This is a genomic window from Roseofilum reptotaenium CS-1145, assembly GCF_028330985.1.
GTDB classification, from domain to species: Bacteria; Cyanobacteriota; Cyanobacteriia; order Cyanobacteriales; family Desertifilaceae; genus Roseofilum; species Roseofilum reptotaenium.
Map to the genome: position 1 here is coordinate 1 of NZ_JAQMUE010000028.1, position 17365 is coordinate 17365.

The window sequence follows — 17365 nt, forward strand, 5'->3', positions numbered from 1 at the left end:
AATGTGGGAATGATTGTCCAAATTACCAAAGGAGAAATATATGCCATCAGCATTGCCTGGAGATATTCGTGAATCAATTGCTATTGCCAATGCTAAAAGCGTAGCCGAACAGCCAGCTCTGCTTGCTAATCTGGCATTTGCCAATGTAGTTGCCAATACTAATCTATCTCAGCAAAATGCCCTGTCCAACCAACAGGCAATGAACCAACTAGCGATGACAGTCACCGCTAAAGCTGTCAATAAAGTATCAGACTTGACTCCACTAGAAGCTTTGGCTGTTAACAAGTTATATACAGGTAACGATGTGGCTCAACAACTAGCCGATCTCAGGGCTGTGAGCAAACTATAGTTTTTTTCAGCTAGGAATTACCTCAATAGTAAAGAATAAACAAATCTTCACCAATTCAGAAAGGGTAAATCATGTCGGATTCTTCCATACCAGATGATATCCAGGAATCAATTGCTATTTCCAATGCTAAAAGTGTAGCTGAGCAGCCAGCTATGCTTGCTAACTTAGCTTTTGCAAATTTAGTTGCTAATACTAATCTATCTCAGCAAAATGCTGTATCTAACCAACAGGCGATGAATCAACTAGCGATGAGTATCACTGCTAAGGTCATCAATAAAATATCAGATTTGAATTCTGTAGAAGCCGTTGGGGTTAAGCAGTTGGATACAGGTGATAACGAGTCTCAAAAATAACATATTTATATTTAGTATGTAACAATATAATAAGCCAGAAGAAGAACAGTAGATTCTCCCTGAGATTAGCAAAATATGGCTTGTAGGCTCGCGGTCATCTAAAAAAGGCGATCGCTTGATTGAAGACGTTATAGTTATATTATTTTGCTAAAACAAGGATAGACAATACTGAATCATTCCTTCTGTATGTGCCGATCGCTGAGCTTAATTGTGACATCAACAGAGCTAGATCGTAGTGGACTGTTTCATCTAATTTAAGGAACATCGTCAGGTGTGGATGGGAACAGTTACAAATAACGATCGCTTAGTTGAGGCTGCGGCAAAGTGAGAAACGATGGCACAACAGCGCAAACAACTGATGAATAGACATCTTTGGGATAGCGATCGCCAATTTTTCTTTGATTATAATTACAAGACCAACAAACGCAATTCGCATCGCATCGGGATATTTGCCCCCTTCTTGCCAGACGACCCAACTTTTTCGGGGTTTGCCCTCGGTGTTGATGGCGACAAAAAAATCGGGGCCGCGATCGCGGGGAGCATTCTGTGCGGGAGGAGTATAATAGATACTGAGGTTACCCGCAGCAAAGAAGTCTTGGCGAGATTGCCAATGCCACTCTAAAGAGTTTAGCAGTAACATCAGTTGGGCTAAGTGGCGATAACTTTCCAATTCCGGTTCATCACTTTCTATTTCACCTGAAGGAAAGATAAGATCTTCTGTGACTTCGGGTACATGGGTTGTTGGGTGCTGAGTTTCGATGGTAGACATCGGCGATCGCGTACCAGGTTTCTCTTAAAATAAAAGATGTATTATAACTTGGAAACTGCTATGGCTTCATCTCTTCCATCCCTGAGCGGTGCTGAAATTCGGCAAACCTTTCTCGATTTTTATCAGAAGCGTGGTCACAAGATTTTACCGAGCGCATCCCTCATTCCAGAAGATCCGACGGTATTATTGACGATCGCCGGAATGTTGCCGTTTAAGCCCATATTTTTGGGTCAGCGTGCCGCTGAGGTTCCCCGTGCTACCACGTCTCAGAAATGTATCCGCACTAATGATATTGAGAATGTGGGACGAACTGCCAGACATCATACCTTTTTTGAGATGTTGGGCAACTTTAGCTTTGGGGATTATTTTAAAGAACAAGCGATCGCCTATGCTTGGGAACTCTCCACAAAAGTGTTTCAACTCCCCCCAGAGCGTTTAGTCGTCAGTGTATTCCGAGATGATGATGAAGCCTTTGCTATTTGGCGCGATAAAATTGGCATTCCAGCCTATCGTATCCAACGCATGGGAGAAGAGGATAACTTCTGGAAATCCGGCCCCACCGGCCCCTGCGGCCCTTGTTCGGAAATTTACTACGATTTTCACCCAGAATTGGGAGATGCAACCCTAGACCTCGAAGATGATACCCGGTTTATTGAATTCTATAATCTGGTTTTTATGCAATATAACCGGGATTCTGAAGGCAACTTAACGCCCCTGCAAAACCAAAACATTGATACGGGAATGGGGTTGGAGCGGATGGCGCAAATTCTCCAAGGTGTACCCAATAATTATGAGACGGATTTGATTTTTCCAATTATTGAAGCCGCAGCTCAATGTGCCGGAATTGAGTACCACAAAAGTGATGAAAAAACGAAGGTTTCCCTTAAAGTGATTGGGGATCATGTGCGCGCTGTGGTGCATTTGATTTCTGATGGTGTGAGTGCGTCGAATATTGGCCGGGGATACATTTTGCGTCGGTTAATTCGTCGGGTTGTGCGTCACGGCCGGTTGTTGGGGATTACGGAATTATTTACCGAAAAAGTGGCTGAAGTGGCGATCGCCCTTTCCGAAGGAGCTTACCCCAATGTGCGGGAGCGGGAAACTCTGATTAAATCGCAATTACAGCAGGAAGAATCGCGCTTTCTAAGCACCTTAGAACGAGGTGAAAAGCTGCTGCAAGAGATTATTGAAAAGGTCTTAAAGGCAGGACAAACAGAAATTTCAGGTAAAGATGCATTCAAGCTTTATGATACCTACGGTTTCCCCTTGGAATTAACCATGGAAATAGCCGAAGAACAAGGGTTGACTGTAAATCAGGAAGGGTTCAACTCATCCATGCAACTCCAAATAGAGACTTCTCAAGGGGCCCATGAAACCATTGATTTGATGGTGCAGGGGTCTTTGGATCGGTTGGCTGAACATATCCATCCGACCCAGTTCACGGGATATACGGAACGGTCGGGGATGGCGCAAATTCAGGCGCTGTTAGTAGACGGAAAGTCCGTGGAAATTGCTGAAGCGGGAATGCCGGTGCAGATTGTCTTAGATCAAACTCCATTTTACGCAGAATCCGGGGGACAAGTGGGCGATCGCGGTTATTTGTCGGGATCGGATGTGTTAATTCGGATTGATGATGTGCAAAAAGAATCGGATTTCTTTGTCCATTTTGGCCGTATTGAACGGGGAACCGTAAACCTGGGAGACTCGGTAACCGCCCAGATTGACCGCGCTTGTCGGATGCGGGCCCAAGCCAATCATACGGCGACCCATTTATTACAAGCCGCCCTGAAGAAACTTGTCGATCCCGATATTGGTCAAGCTGGGTCTGCGGTCGGATTTGACCGTCTGCGCTTTGATTTCAATTGTTCCCGCGCTCTCACGGCTCAGGAGTTAGAGCAAATTGAGGATTTGGTCAATACTTGGATTAGTGAAGCACACGGCGCAGATGTACAAATTATGCCCTTCGATCGGGCGAAGGATAAGGGTGCAACGGCCATGTTTGGCGAGAAATATGGCGATACTGTGCGCGTAGTAGACTATCCAGGGGTGTCCATGGAACTGTGCGGGGGAACCCATGTGCAGAACACGGCAGAAATTGGCTTGTTTAAGATTATCTCCGAAACCGGGATTTCTTCAGGAGTGCGCCGGATTGAGGCAGTTTCTGGGGCTGCGGTGCGCGAGTATCTGCAAGTGCGGGATGCGGTGGTTCGGGAATTGGGCGATCGCTTTAAAGCCAAACCCGAGGAGTTGGTGGAGCGGGTCAGTAGTCTGCAAACTGAGTTAAAAGCAACACAGAAAGAGTTAGAACAGGTACGGAGTGATTTGGCGATCGCCAAATCAGATCAATTGCTTTCCCAAGCAGAATCTGTCGGTGAAGTGCAGGTATTAGTGGCACAGCTTGATGTGGATGCCAATTCTCTCAAAACGGCTGCCGAACGGTTATTACAAAAGCTCGGTGAAGGTGCTGTCGTTTTAGGTTCGGTTCCCGAAGCCGATAAAGTCAGTTTAGTCGCTGCCTTCAGTAAATCCGTCAATCAAAAGGGCTTACAAGCCGGTAAATTTATCGGTCAAATTGCCAAAATTTGCGGCGGTAGAGGCGGTGGGCGACCCAATTTAGCCCAAGCCGGAGGACGCGATCCGAATCAGTTGCCTACAGCTTTAGAAACAGCGAAAACCGAGTTAAGAGAAGCCCTCTAATCTCTAGTTTATGTAGGGTGCGTTATCCTGTCACTAACGCACCCAATTCATCCGAGTTACTGGGAAGAAGTTAATCTGTTTTTATGGATGTGATTGCATTTTAACGGAGTGAGCTGAATATCCCAAAAATCAACTATTTATCCGTTGCCAGCATGTATTCTTATAAACTTGATATTAATTGGACTTGAGTCAACTGAGAAAATGTCACTTTAAAATTCTCCTGTTCGCCACCAACTCACGCCTTCCCATTTCATCAATTGAGCTAAAAATTAACCTCACAGAAAATTATTGTAGAGTGGGCAAGAGAATAAGTGATAAGATTCAAGGTACCACTTCTTGACCTATCTACTCCATCTGCCAGAATTTAGCACTATAGTAACGTGAGGCACTGTAGCCTCAATCCGGTTCGATTTACAATATTTTGTATCATTGAGGGGTCTATCCTCACTGAAAAACGTTTAATTCAGTGGATAAAATAATCTATCTTGGCAAAAAATGTATCGAAATGTAGATCGGCAAACAACAGCTAATCTCTAAGGTTGGTTATTGAAACGCAAATTTTATAATTCTATTGATGAAGAAACTGGTTAAAGACATTGTTAAGGAGCGACGGGATTATAATACTTGGGTAGCGAATGAAACCCTGGAAGATTATTCTCTGCGCTATGCACCAAAATCATTTCGTAAATGGTCGGAGTTTTTGGTAGCAAATACAGCTTTGGGAGGGATCTCTTTTCTAGCATTGGAGGCGATCGGTGCTTCTTTATTAATCAGTTATGGATTTGCCAATACATTTTGGGCAATTTTATTTTCAGGTTTGATTATTTTCCTGGCGGGTGTACCTATTACCTATTATGCCGCCAAATATAATATTGATATGGATTTATTGACGAGAGGGGCAGGATTTGGTTATCTCGGCTCAACTATTACTTCTTTGGTATATGCCTCATTTACGTTTATTTTCTTTGCCTTAGAAGCCGCGATCATGGCTCAGGCCTTAGAGTTATACTTTCATTTGCCTTTGGCTTGGGGATATTTGGTCTGTTCTGTGATAATTGTTCCCTTGGTTTTTTATGGAGTTACATTAATCAATCAATTACAGTTGTGGACACAGCCGATTTGGTTATTTTTGATGGTTTCACCCTATATTTTTGTAGCGTATAAGGAACCAGAATCGTTTCAATATTGGCTGGATTTTGCCGGTCATTCCGCCAGTGCAACTCAGTTAAATACCCTATGGTTCGGATCGGCAGTAACTGTATCTTTTTCTGTCATTGCTCAGTTAGGAGAACAGGTAGATTATTTACGATTTTTACCAGATAAGACGGAAAACAATAGGTGGAAATGGTGGTTGGCGGTTTTAGCGGCAGGTCCCGGTTGGATTGTTTTGGGGGTACTAAAACAGTTAGGAGGGTCTTTTTTAGCATCTTTGGCGATCGCCCATGGATTGGCTGAAAGTCAGGCTAAACAACCCGTTCAAATGTATCTGGGTGGGTTTTCAGATATGTTTAACGATCCTAGGGTTGTTTTAGCCGTAGTAACCCTGTTTGTGATTATTTCTCAAGTCAAAATTAATGTCACGAATGCCTATGCGGGATCGTTAGCCTGGTCTAATTTTTTCTCCCGTCTTACCCATTCCCATCCAGGGCGGGTGGTGTGGTTGGTGTTTAATGTAGCGATCGCCCTATTGTTGATGGAGTTAGGCGTATTTGAAACCCTGGAGGCAGTTTTGGGACTATACTCCAATGTGGCTATCGCTTGGATTGGGGCGATCGTAGCTGATTTAGTGATTAATAAACCCCTGAAACTGAGTCCTTCTTATATCGAATTCAAACGAGCATATCTGTATAATATAAATCCCGTGGGCTTGGGTTCCATGGCGATCGCTTCAGTCGTTTCTATTATCGCTTTTTTAGGCTTATTTGGCCCCTATCTGCAAGCCTATTCCTCCTTTTTGGCTTTGGGTATTGCCTTTATACTCTCTCCCCTTCTTGCGTGGTTAACCCAGGGAAAATATTACATTGCCCGTAAAAATGAACTCCGCGATCGGGTGAACCTCAGTCCATCCCTGATTCAATGCTCCATTTGTGAACAGCACTATGAACCGGCTGATAGTGCCTATTGTCCCGTTTATCAGGGTAATATTTGTTCTCTTTGTTGTACCCTAGAAGCCCATTGTCATGATTCCTGCAAGCATACTCCAGAGAATCAATTAGCCTTACATTCTCCAGGGTTGTTATCGACGATTAAAGATCGATTTTCTCCCCAATTTCTGAAACGAGTTTTACGATTTTTGGGCGGATTTTTCCTCTTAGCGGGAACCAGTGGGACGGTTTTAGGATTGGTATTCTTTTTTGGAGTGTGGAAATCTTCCGAGTTTTCCGTAGAGGATATTAGCTTAATTTCGACGCTGTGCTTAGAACTCTATTCCCTACTGTTGGTATTATGTGGAATTGGGGCTTGGTGGTTTGTCTTAAGTGAAGAAAGCAAAGAATTAGCAGAGGAAGAATTAGACAAGCAAAATTTACAGCTACAAGCAGAAATTAAAGAGCGAGAAAAGACGCAATTAGCCTTGCGAGATTTAACTCGTCAGTTAGAAAGACGAGTCGCGGAAAGAACGGCTCAGTTGTCCGAGACTTTACAAGACCTAAAACGTACCCAAGCCCAATTAGTACAGACAGAAAAAATGTCTAGCTTGGGCCAATTAGTCGCAGGAATTGCTCATGAAATCAATAATCCGGTCAGTTTTATTCACGGGAATCTTCTTCATGCTATCAATTATGTAAATAACTTATTAAAATTGCTGGACGCTTATCAACAAGAATTGGAGAAAACGAATTCAAACATCACTAAATTAGAGGATGAAATTGAGGTTTCATTTATTCAAGAGGATTTACCTAAACTATTGAATTCTATGGAGGCGGGAACGAATCGTATTCAGCAAATTGTATTATCTTTACGCATTTTCTCCCGGTTAGATGAAGCTGATTTTAAAGTTGTGGATATCCATGATGGCATTGACAGTGCTTTAATGATTTTGGGGAATCGATTGAATCCAACCTCCCAAAATCCCGGAATTGCAGTGATTCGGAACTATGGGCAGTTGCCGTTAATTGAATGCTATCCGGGACAGCTTAATCAGGTGTTTATGAATATTTTTGTCAATGCTATTGATATTTTTGAGGAACAGAATAAGCGCCGTTCTTGGGAAGAGATTGTTCAACATCCAAATCAAATTACCGTCAGTACGGAGATCAAACAGCCCGATTCAATTTTGATCTCAATTACGGATAATGGCCCGGGAATTCCTGAGTCAATTCAATCTAAGATTTTCGATGCTTTCTTTACAACAAAACAGGTCGGAAATGGAACAGGTTTAGGGTTGTCCATTAGTTATGAAATTATTGTGGAAAAGCATCAGGGACACTTAAATTGTGAGTCAATTGTGGGTGAGGGAACAACGTTTAGGATTGAGATTCCTGTTAGGCAGGTTGGTTTCCCCTCTTCCTAAATCCCTCTCCCCAAGCAGAAGCGCCCCCTGAGCGTAGTCGAAGGGGGCTGAGGGAAGAGGCGAACTACCAAAAATAACCGTCTTCAATGGTGGTTTGGCCGTCGGTGGGGTTGTATTTCAGTAGATATTCGCGAGTAATAGCTTCTTGGTAGCGCAGATTTTTGACTTCAGTGTGGGCAATTTCAGTATCGGTAGATAGGAGAATAACTTGATGAGAGGCGCTGGGAAAGTATCGCTCGATCAGGTTTTGGCGGTGGGAGGAGTCAAGGCGACCAAGAGGAGTATCAATGGCTACGGGAAGTTGGCGGCCGGAGACTCTCGCCAGCCCCCAGAGGAAGGCGATCGCTAATAATTGCTTTTCCCCAGCAGATAGGCGGTGTTTGGGCAAGGGTTGACCCTCGCAATCATACAAGGATAAGCTGTAATTTTTAGTACTAATTACGACGCGCTGAACGAGATCGGATTTATGAAGCAGGTAGCGGAAGCATTCGGTAACCTGGTTTTCAAGCTTGTTGAGCTTTTTCAAGGTCAATTTTTCTCGGTATTTTTCAAGTATCGTTTTCACTCTAGAAATGGAATTGATGATATGGGTCGCATTTTCCCGCTTCAGAAATTTATCGCTGTACTCTTTGAGTTGCTTTTTCGCTTCATCGATGCTGCGCTCAAGGTCTCGCAGTTGCCGATGTTTGTATTCTAAATCAATTTCTAATTTGGTCTTTTTGTTGTTAGCTTGTTCTTTTTTAGTCATTAATTCTTGGTAGTATTCAGGAGAAGCCGCCACAGTAAGTTTTCGCTCAATATCCATCAGTTGCTGTTCTACTTTTTCTAGATATTTGGATTCCGCTTTGGCTTTTTCTCGTTGCGTGGGGATATCATAGATTATCAGTTTTTCTAGGGTTTCCAGCTCTTCAGAAGTGGCTTGTAACCAGGTCTTTTCAGGGGATAAGATTTCTTGGGCTAAACTGTGGTAATCTTTTTGTAAAAAGGCTTCAATATCTGTCGTTTGGGAATCTGGAAGTTCCAGGGTGTGCAGATAGTCAAGCAAACGGCGATCGCGCTCCTGAATGCGATCGCGGGAAATTTGTGCTTTCAGGGACTCCTGTTCCGCTTTTCCTTGAGCGATCGCTGGCTCGATCAGGTCTTCAATCAAGCTCAGGGGTAGGGAGGTAGCGGCTAAATTCACCAGTACATCCCGAGTCTGTTGGATTTTAGCTTCCTCGCTCTTTTTCTGTAAGTCAAGCTGATGGCGTTCGGCCGCAATTTTCCCCCCTTCAGAAATAAAGCGATTTTCCGCTTCTTTAGCGTTCTTAACCGCCCGTTTGAGCATTTTTTCCGTATTCGCGATCTCTTGGGTAATACGCTCCCTTTCCCCATCATAACCCTTCAGTTTACGGTCAATTTCTTCTAAATTCCCCAATTCCTGCTTATCGGCGATCTGCTTTTGGTGACGACGGGATAAGATCTCTAAATCTGTATCCAGGCGATCGGCTAATTCTAATCCCAATAAAGATTGAATCGCTTGCACAACTAACGGAGGCGGAGCATCAAGATCGGCCAATTCTTTCACCTGTTCGCCATCAAATAAAAACAGATTAGAAATGCCCAAAGGTAACAGGTTTTCGATATAATCATCCCAGGTATCTCTGAGGGTATTTTCAGGAAAGTCACCCTTACCATTCAGAATTCCCAGAGTATCCTTACTATCTTGCCTTGTCCAATAGCGGATGATTCGCAGTTCAGTATAAAATTGAGAGTCAGGATTATCAGGGTTGAGAGTATCCGTTTTAGCAATTTTACTGCTATCGCCAGAAATGATCTTCACTAACAGTTCTAACCGGGTTTTTTCCTGGTCTGCGATATGGCGGTTAACGCATTGTTTCAGAAAATTACTGTAACTGAGATTTCCTCGTGTAGAACATTCGGCGCGATGTCCATAGAGAACTAAGCGAAGGGCATCCATAAGGGTGGTTTTCCCTCCCCCATTCATTCCTCCTAACAGCAGTATAGGTTTACCATCGTTTGGACGCAGGTTGAGGACTTGTCTCCCCTTATAGGGGCCGAAGTTTTCTAAAACAAGTTCCAAGAAAATCATATCAATTAAAAATGACGGGGTTTTTAGCGTGATTAGAAACCGGGTTTCTGAATTATTGGGATTCAGACCAGGAACTAAATTTGATGTCTCCCCAACCTAAACTGAGTTGTTGAGTTGGGGGTTCGGGTTCCAGTTTGGATTGGTTGTCGGGATGGTTGGGATCGGCTTTTTCAGGATTTTTAATGATGTTTTCAACTTTTTGTACGTCCCCTTCTAAAACAGCAGTTTTTATGGCCTGTTTAAAATGGGCATGTTGAATGGCTTGCTCCTGTTCGCGAGAACTGGATTTAAAACACTTGCTCAAAGCATCATAAATACCGGAGCGACTGCCTTTGTTTTGATATTGGCGTTCCGTATTGAGCAGTCTCGCGAGTAGCTCGAATTCCATGGAGTTCTTATCAGTGACTTCTTCTAGAGTGCTCCACTCGTCTATACCGAGCAGGGTACGATCGCCCTCTGGACGGCGATCGATAAATTCCTCTCCCGTAACTTCTTTATAAATTCGGGGTAAGCTGTCCTCAAATTCATGTTTTTCTTCTAACCAAATGCGACGAATTTCACTCAGTTCTTCCAGGGTAATCAAGGTTATTTCTCCCATTTCTGGCGGTGCAGTTTTCTGAATTTGTACCTGTGCTTCGAGCAGTCGTCTCAGTAGATATTCACGCCATTCTTTTTTATAAGGCCCAGGAATAGGTTGAAGTTCTGTGTTTTTATCTGTTCCCTGTATTTTGCGTTCAAACAGTTCTACTTTTCCATAAATGCGCCGAAAATCTCGTCTGTCTCGATCATCTTTCAAGTCTAGTTCATTGCGAATATCTAAAAGGGGTTGCAGCCATTCCTTTTCTTCATCATTTTGGATCATCGCTTCCATTGATTTATCCTGATTTACCATAGTACAAACCCAGCAGCCAAACCGAGAACTTCCGCAACTGGGAGTTGAGGTATCAACGACTAGGGGGCATTCGTTATCGGCAGTTGCTCCCCGATACATAGAAAATAGATCTTTGTTGTTGATTCCCCAAGGATTTTCCCATTGCATGAGGTACATCCAAACTTCATCAGTTCGCCAATCTTCAATTGGGCTATATACTAGAGAGTTAGGTAAACGAGAATTAGGGCTTAACCTTTCACGTATTCTACCTGCTTCATACTTTTCCATCACCGATGCACGAATCGAGCTTTCTGCTTTACGAATTCCTAAAACAACAATAGTTTCACCGTAAGTTCTAATTACGTCTCGGATAAAAGAGTTAACTGGCTGGATTTTCATTCTATCTGTACACCATCGAAAACCTGGGCGAGGCGCAGGATATCCTTTACCCAGCAAACAAACCCAAAAACTATCTTTGAAATTCGGATAAAGTAAGTGAGCCTCAATGGGCATTTGCTGCTCTTTTGCCGACTTTCTAAGATTTCTGATCGATTCTTTTACCCAAGCAGCAACAATAGGATTTTCCACTAAAGTATCTGTCGTGATGATATGAACCGTTTTAGTTCTGCGCTCTATCGGTAGTCTAGATAAGGCATTCCAGATAAGTTGTAAAATTACGGTTGAATCCTTACCACCACTGTATCCTATCACCCAAGGGATTTCATCTAGACAGTAAAGATCCTGAATTTCCTCGATGAGTTTCTCAACGGTAATGATAAACTCATCGACGGTACGTTGTGGCAAAAGTGAAGGCTTAGTCGCTGTCATGACGAAATAGAAATATCCGTGTTTCCCTAGTTCATTATGTCACTAATCATGTGTTACGATGTAACTGTAGTGTTTTTTAGAACAAGCGAGTTGTTATGGTTCAAAATACAGATCATAACACTGAGCATGAACTAGATCTCAATAACGTTATCAATCCTTACCTGGCTCAATACCATCGTGATAGATGTTATCCTGCCTTGATTTTTCGGCAAGGAAATCGGAAGATGATACAAATTAATGTTCTAGCACATGATCTGCCGACTCTTTTACAAGCGAAACACTCTATTGACAACAATCCAGATTCGGGCAAAAATCGGCCAGAAGTCCCAGGGCATGTACATGAAATTAAAGATTATATTCGAGAAAGAGTTACTAGAAATAGATCTTGGGTATTAGGTACAATAACAGCTAATGTTGACCCTTCCAAGATTAAAGTTATTCTATTAGGTCATGGAATGGGTTTAGCAGTTATCCCTAGAAATGTCAAGTTAGATATTACTGATGGACAGCATAGAATTCGGGCTATTGATGAGTTGGTTACAGGTTCAGAAACAGAAAGTAGCTTAATTGGTGATGACGACTTTCCTATTACGCTTATACTAGAGCCAGACTTTAAGCAATGCCAAACTGATTTTCGGGACATGGCACAAACCAGACAGTTGCATAAGTCATTACTATTATCATTTGGGGAATTTGAAGGACGTATTGGAATTACTAAAAGCATCATTGAATCTGTTCCCATGTTTTCCAATAAGACCGAGAATATCAAAGCTAGTCCTGCTACAAACAAAAAGCTTATATACACAATAAACTATCTCGTTAAGTTTGTTAGTTGTGCTTTTACAGATGATGCAAATAAAGAACTACGTGGTTATGATGTTGAAAGGTCGTCTAATTCCCTGATTGCCTGTTGCAACAACTTTTTCTCAAACTGTAGAAATACAAGAGAGATCTTTGAAAAAGACATCAGAGACTTAACGACTGAAGATGTGGGTAAATTCAAAGAGAACTGTGTGTTAGGTCGAAGTGTTGGGTTAGAAGTGTTAGGGCGTTTATTGCATTACACTTACGATCGAGAGAATAACATTTTTGATGAAAATAATGTTCTTAAGCTTTCTCAATTAGATTGGTCAACAGGCAGTAGTCTATGGAATGGAAGTATTGTAAAAGTTGATCCTAATCCAAAAAATCCAACTAAACCCTACAAAATTTCTGCAAGTATGAATCTTGTAAAGATCGCGGTTAATGAAGTTAAGGAGCAATTAGGGTGGCTCGATCGTACTCCATTGTTCTAAACGACTCTAAATTCTCTTAATTCTGAATTCCATAATATCCCCAAGAGTCTGGATGCAGAGACAACAGGGTAACCCCTAATTCTGCTAATCCCCAAAAGGCGATCGCCTGACAACAGACATAATTCTTTATAACTTCCCATGCCTTCAACTCACCCGTCAACATCGATCGCCAAAACTGTACTTTCTTTCCCCACTATCTTTCCAGTATTCCACACTTTTTAAAAAACAATTCAAGTTTTAGAAAACATTTAAAATTTGCCGATCTTCTCGCTTGCGTCCCCATCTCCCGATTCCCCCACCTAAACTGAGAGAGAACATGACCATTGGGGGTTTATCATGGATACACAACCCACTCAGGTGGCTTTAGCGGTTCTGTATCGCGAAAATCGTTATCTGATGCAATTGCGCGATCGCATCCCAGGCATCCTATATCCAGGCTTTTGGGGCTTGTTTGGCGGTCATTTAGAGCGGGATGAGTCCCCAGATGAAGGTATTCGACGGGAATTACTCGAAGAAATTGGCTATTGCCCTCCACACTTGGATAAGTTCGGCTGTGATAGCGATCCGGGGATTGTGCGCCATATTTACCATGGTGCGTTAACCGTGCCACTGGAAGCATTAATTTTGGGTGAAGGATGGGATATGGGGTTAATGACTCCCGAACAAGTGCGAGCAGGAGAGGCATTTTCAGTTAACGCCAATGAAGTTCGCCCCTTGGGAACGCCCCATCAACGCATTGTCCTGAGTGTAATTAACGCCGGTTTGGGGTAAGTTGTTGCACTTGGCGAGCATCTACCAAGATAGCTAAAAAACCGCGATCGCTTAACGACATTAAGGTAGCCGTAGCTTCTTCTTGATTGTTACTCTGGAGTGCCAGTAAATAAGAATTACCCTGGAAATTCACCCAAGGAATCGCCTTGTTCAGAAGGATTTGCAGTTGCTGAGGAGCATCCTGTCGATTGTTGGCATTGACTAATACCGCAAACCCCGAACCGAGGGAGGGCGAGCTGGGGTTGCTTGGTAAGACGGGGGGATTGGGTGGACGAGTCCCAATTTGACCTAGGGGGGGCGCAACCATAAAAGCCGGCAAGCCCGTATTCTCGTAAATATATTGGCTCCAACGCTCACTCACCTGGGCGTTAGCTAAGTTGCGGATTTGGGTGACAACTTCGTTATTGTATTGGCAGACTTGAGCCGTTTGATTGGAGGGTAAGAGATAGTTCAGCAGCAATTGTTGGCTAGAGGGGTTAGGAGTGCGCACGAAAACCATATATTCCCCTGGGTTCGGTGGAGGACAGGAAAAGCGGTTGCTTTGACTCAAGGCAGGAATAGAAGAGAGGAAAAACGTCGATAATCCGGCGATCGCACTCAAAAATTGAGTCAGACTAGAGGAGTTAGGGTAAAAAGGCATAAGAGTAGAATAGAGTCTTTGAATGTGCAATCTTACCCTTGAGCTATCTTTGCCTACTGCCTAACCCGTTTAGTCTGAACAGGTTATCCGTCTTAGGAAACTTAAGACGAGGCAACAAGGGAAGCTTGGGGGTCAGGAATAGCATCTGATGGGGCTTCAAATTCACCCGTCAGCACATATTCTAAGCGAAGTTTGAGCCAAGTGATAAGTTGAGGATCTGTTGAGATAATAGCGGCTGCCGGTTGAGGGCATTTGGCTTTAGCCTCTGCCAGTTCAGCCGCTTCTAGAAATGCCGGTTGGGGAATTAACCAAAAGTCGATTTCTTTTTCTTTCTCTTTGTAGTTACGGGTTCTTTCCCGAAAGACCTCTTCGAGAGGTTCGTCTTCCATGAGGAATTTCTTGCTGGCGAGGACGTAGTGATAAGTGGTCATAGGGTTTGGTTTGGATGAACACAGAGAGTTATTTTACCGGTAAATGGTTATTGGGAAAAGGCAATAGGCAATAGACAGTAATTTCCGGGTCTCTTCCACCTAATTTCTCCATTCCCCCATTCCTAGGGTGTTGTGCCGAGGATAGCGTGTTTCATCTCTCGAACCGCTCGTTCTAGGCCGACTAGGACAGCGCGGCTGATAATAGTATGGCCAATGTTGAGTTCTTCCATTCCAGGAATACAGGCAACGGGGTAAACGTTCCAATAGGTAAGACCATGGCCAGCGTTTACTCGTAATCCTAGGGTACAAGCTCTATCACAGCTTTGGGTGAGCAAATCCAGTTGTTCTTGTTGTTCTTGTTCTTGGTGCGCTTCGGCGTAGGTTCCGGTATGGAGTTCAATAAATTTGGCTTCGATGTCCGCCGAGGCTTTGATCTGGTCAAGGTTCGGGTCAATGAAGAGGCTCACCGGTATGCCCGCATTTTGCAAGGTTTGTACCACATTAGCAAGACGCTTTCCTCCAGCGATAACGTCTAAACCGCCTTCCGTGGTCACTTCTTCTCGACGTTCCGGAACCAGCGTGATATAGTCAGGTTGGATTTCTAAGGCGATCGCCACCATTTCCTCCGTAGCCGCCATTTCTAAGTTCAGATGAGTCCGCACCGTCTGGCGTAATAATCGTACATCTCGGTCTTGAATGTGGCGACGGTCTTCCCGAAGATGCACCGTAATCCCATCTGCTCCACCAAGTTCTGCGAGTACGGCTGCTGCAACCGGATCGGGTTCTACCGTTTTGCGAGCCTGGCGGATAGTAGCAATATGATCAATATTTACACCTAGGGTGGGCAAAGATCTATCTCCTCTGAGTTAATTTCATGGGTTTTCTATCGATTATTTTACTCTAATTTGGTGAAATGAAACTTGAATCAAATTAGAGTAATCTCCCAGCCATCCTTTAATAGCTCCTAGTTTTTAAATCTCCACCCACTCTATTGTTTGCTTCCTGTATCTCCCCATCACAGCACAAAGCGCTGTAATTGCTCATGACTCCTCTCGGTTCTGTTGTTCAAGGTTCCCTGTCTAAAGGATTAGAAGTGCGCTTGCATCCCGATGTATCCGTTGAAGAAATGCGAGTGGGCAAGTTTTTGGTGATTCAGGGGAGGCGATCGCGGTTTTTCTGTCTCTTGACTGATGTAACATTGGGAACTGCAAGTCCGCGCATCTTAGCCAATCCCCCCGATCCGAATAACTTCTTTTTGCAAGAAGTATTAGCGGGCAGTAGTACCTACGGAACCCTAGAAGTTACTCCCATGCTGATGATTACCCCAGAAGAACAGACCATTGCTCCATCGCGTTCTGATTCTCAATCCAATTTAGCCTCATTTTCTGCCCAAACTTCTGTTGATTTTACGCTCAAACCGGTTAAAACTATTCCCAGTCACTTTAGCCAAGTGTATGAAGCGCAAGAACTGGACTTCCGCACAGTGTTTGGTTGGGAAGATGACCCCCAGCGTCATAATTTTTCCATAGGTCAACCGGTAGATATGGAGGTTCCAATTTGCATTGACTTAGACCGATTTGTAGAGAGAAGTAACGGTATTTTTGGTAAATCGGGAACCGGGAAATCCTTTTTGGCTCGTTTATTACTGTCTGGCATTATTAAACAGCGAGTTGGAGTTAACTTAATCTTTGATATGCATTCTGAATATGGTTGGGAAGCCGTTTGTGAAGGCAAAACGGTTAATACGGCGAAAGGCTTAAGACAACTGTTTCCGTCCCAAGTTCAGGTGTATACCCTCGATCCAGAATCAGCCAAACGCAGAGGCATTCGAGATGCCCAAGAATTATATTTAAGTTTTGAGCAAATTGAAGTTGAAGATCTGGCTTTAGTGCAACAGGAATTAAACCTATCTGAAGCGAGTTTAGATAGTGCCCTCTTGCTCAAAACTCAATTGGGACGCAATTGGATCTTACAGCTTTTGAACATGAGTAATGAACAGATCCAAGACTTTTGTCTCGATAATAATGGGAGCAAATCCTCCGTTACGGCGCTACAACGAAAACTCAATCGCCTCACCCAACTCAAATATTTAAGGGGAGCCACTCGCCACAATCCGTTTGGGCAAATTCTAGATACATTAGCTGCGGGTAAACATGTGGTGATTGAATTTGGTTCCCAAGCTAATTTACTCTCCTATATGTTAGCCACGAATATGATCACCCGCCGAATTCATCAATCCTATGTGAAGAAAGCTGAACATTTTTTACAGACCAAGAAATCGAGCGATCGCCCCCTGCCCCTCGTGATCACCATCGAAGAAGCTCACCGGTTCCTCGATCCGAGCATCAGTAGCCAAACCATTTTTGGCACGATCGCCAGAGAAATGCGCAAATACTTCGTTACCCTCCTCGTCGTCGATCAACGTCCCTCTGGGATCGATAAGGAAGTAATGTCGCAAATGGGAACCCGTGTAACCGCCTTATTGAATGATGATAAAGATATTGAAGCCATTTTTACCGGTGTTTCTGGAGCCGGAAACCTGCGATCGGTTCTCTCGAAACTCGATTCTAAGCAGCAGGCTCTAATTCTAGGTCATGCTGTTCCCATGCCGGTGGTCGTCCAAACTCGTCCCTACGATCAAAAATTTTATACTGAAGTTGGTGAAACCGCTTGGGAAGATATCCCCGATGAAGATATTTTTGGGGCAGAAGAAGCAGCAATGAGCGATTTAGGGTTTTAGTCCCTACAGCAAAATTTG

General features: G+C 43.5%; 14 protein-coding genes. 7 read left to right on the forward strand and 7 right to left on the reverse strand.

Annotation, left to right across the window (positions count from 1 at the left end; all coding sequences use genetic code 11):
- Positions 1-40 precede the first annotated feature (40 nt).
- Positions 41-349, forward strand: a complete 309-nt coding sequence (locus PN466_RS03645) for a RebB family R body protein (protein WP_271937037.1) — start codon at positions 41-43, stop codon at positions 347-349.
- Positions 350-420: 71 nt separating this feature from the next.
- Entirely contained in the window at positions 421-702 is a 282-nt protein-coding gene (locus tag PN466_RS03650) for a RebB family R body protein (protein WP_271937038.1), read from the forward strand.
- A 304-nt stretch (positions 703-1006) separates the two neighbouring features.
- Here PN466_RS03650 and PN466_RS26615 read toward each other — a convergent pair whose 3' ends face one another.
- Entirely contained in the window at positions 1007-1471 is a 465-nt protein-coding gene (locus tag PN466_RS26615; protein ID WP_271937040.1) for a Uma2 family endonuclease, read from the reverse strand.
- A 60-nt stretch (positions 1472-1531) separates the two neighbouring features.
- Between PN466_RS26615 and alaS the strand changes: the two genes are divergently transcribed.
- Complete coding sequence (alaS, locus tag PN466_RS03660; protein WP_271937042.1) at positions 1532-4168, forward strand: alanine--tRNA ligase; 2637 nt, start codon at positions 1532-1534, stop codon at positions 4166-4168.
- A 574-nt stretch (positions 4169-4742) separates the two neighbouring features.
- Positions 4743-7679 carry an ATP-binding protein gene (locus PN466_RS03665; protein ID WP_271937044.1) on the forward strand — a complete coding sequence of 979 codons (2937 nt, stop codon included), beginning with the start codon at positions 4743-4745 and terminating at the stop codon, positions 7677-7679.
- Between the two features lie 64 nt (positions 7680-7743).
- Here the strand turns inward: PN466_RS03665 and dndD are convergent, their stop codons facing one another.
- Complete coding sequence (gene dndD, locus PN466_RS03670) at positions 7744-9771, reverse strand: DNA sulfur modification protein DndD (RefSeq protein WP_271937046.1); 2028 nt, start codon at positions 9769-9771, stop codon at positions 7744-7746.
- A gap of 52 nt (positions 9772-9823) precedes the next feature.
- Complete coding sequence (dndC, locus tag PN466_RS03675; RefSeq protein ID WP_271937048.1) at positions 9824-11470, reverse strand: DNA phosphorothioation system sulfurtransferase DndC; 1647 nt, start codon at positions 11468-11470, stop codon at positions 9824-9826.
- 95 nt (positions 11471-11565) lie between these two features.
- Here dndC and PN466_RS03680 point away from each other — a divergent pair, with 95 nt between their 5' ends.
- Positions 11566-12765, forward strand: coding sequence for a DNA sulfur modification protein DndB (locus PN466_RS03680; protein WP_271937050.1), 1200 nt, complete (start codon positions 11566-11568; stop codon positions 12763-12765).
- 16 nt (positions 12766-12781) lie between these two features.
- On the opposite strand, the gene PN466_RS03685 is transcribed toward PN466_RS03680, so the two are convergent.
- Positions 12782-12928 (reverse strand): hypothetical protein, encoded by a 147-nt coding sequence (locus PN466_RS03685; RefSeq protein WP_271937052.1) that lies wholly within the window; start codon positions 12926-12928, stop codon positions 12782-12784.
- A gap of 173 nt (positions 12929-13101) precedes the next feature.
- Between PN466_RS03685 and PN466_RS03690 the strand changes: the two genes are divergently transcribed.
- Positions 13102-13536, forward strand: a complete 435-nt coding sequence (locus tag PN466_RS03690; RefSeq protein ID WP_271937054.1) for an NUDIX hydrolase — start codon at positions 13102-13104, stop codon at positions 13534-13536.
- Here the strand turns inward: PN466_RS03690 and PN466_RS03695 are convergent.
- The 3 genes from PN466_RS03695 to PN466_RS03705 all read right to left on the reverse strand — a co-directional run bounded on the left by PN466_RS03695 (position 13517) and on the right by PN466_RS03705 (position 15455).
- Positions 13517-14176, reverse strand: coding sequence for a hypothetical protein (locus tag PN466_RS03695; protein WP_271937055.1), 660 nt, complete (start codon positions 14174-14176; stop codon positions 13517-13519). The two genes, PN466_RS03690 and PN466_RS03695, sit on opposite strands and share 20 nt — an antisense overlap.
- Positions 14177-14277: 101 nt before the next feature.
- Positions 14278-14607 (reverse strand): MgPME-cyclase complex family protein, encoded by a 330-nt coding sequence (locus PN466_RS03700; RefSeq protein WP_271937057.1) that lies wholly within the window; start codon positions 14605-14607, stop codon positions 14278-14280.
- 122 nt (positions 14608-14729) lie between these two features.
- Positions 14730-15455, reverse strand: coding sequence for a pyridoxine 5'-phosphate synthase (locus tag PN466_RS03705; protein ID WP_271937059.1), 726 nt, complete (start codon positions 15453-15455; stop codon positions 14730-14732).
- 194 nt (positions 15456-15649) lie between these two features.
- Between PN466_RS03705 and PN466_RS03710 the strand changes: the two genes are divergently transcribed.
- Positions 15650-17347 (forward strand): helicase HerA domain-containing protein, encoded by a 1698-nt coding sequence (locus tag PN466_RS03710; RefSeq protein WP_271937060.1) that lies wholly within the window; start codon positions 15650-15652, stop codon positions 17345-17347.
- Positions 17348-17365: the final 18 nt, after the last annotated feature.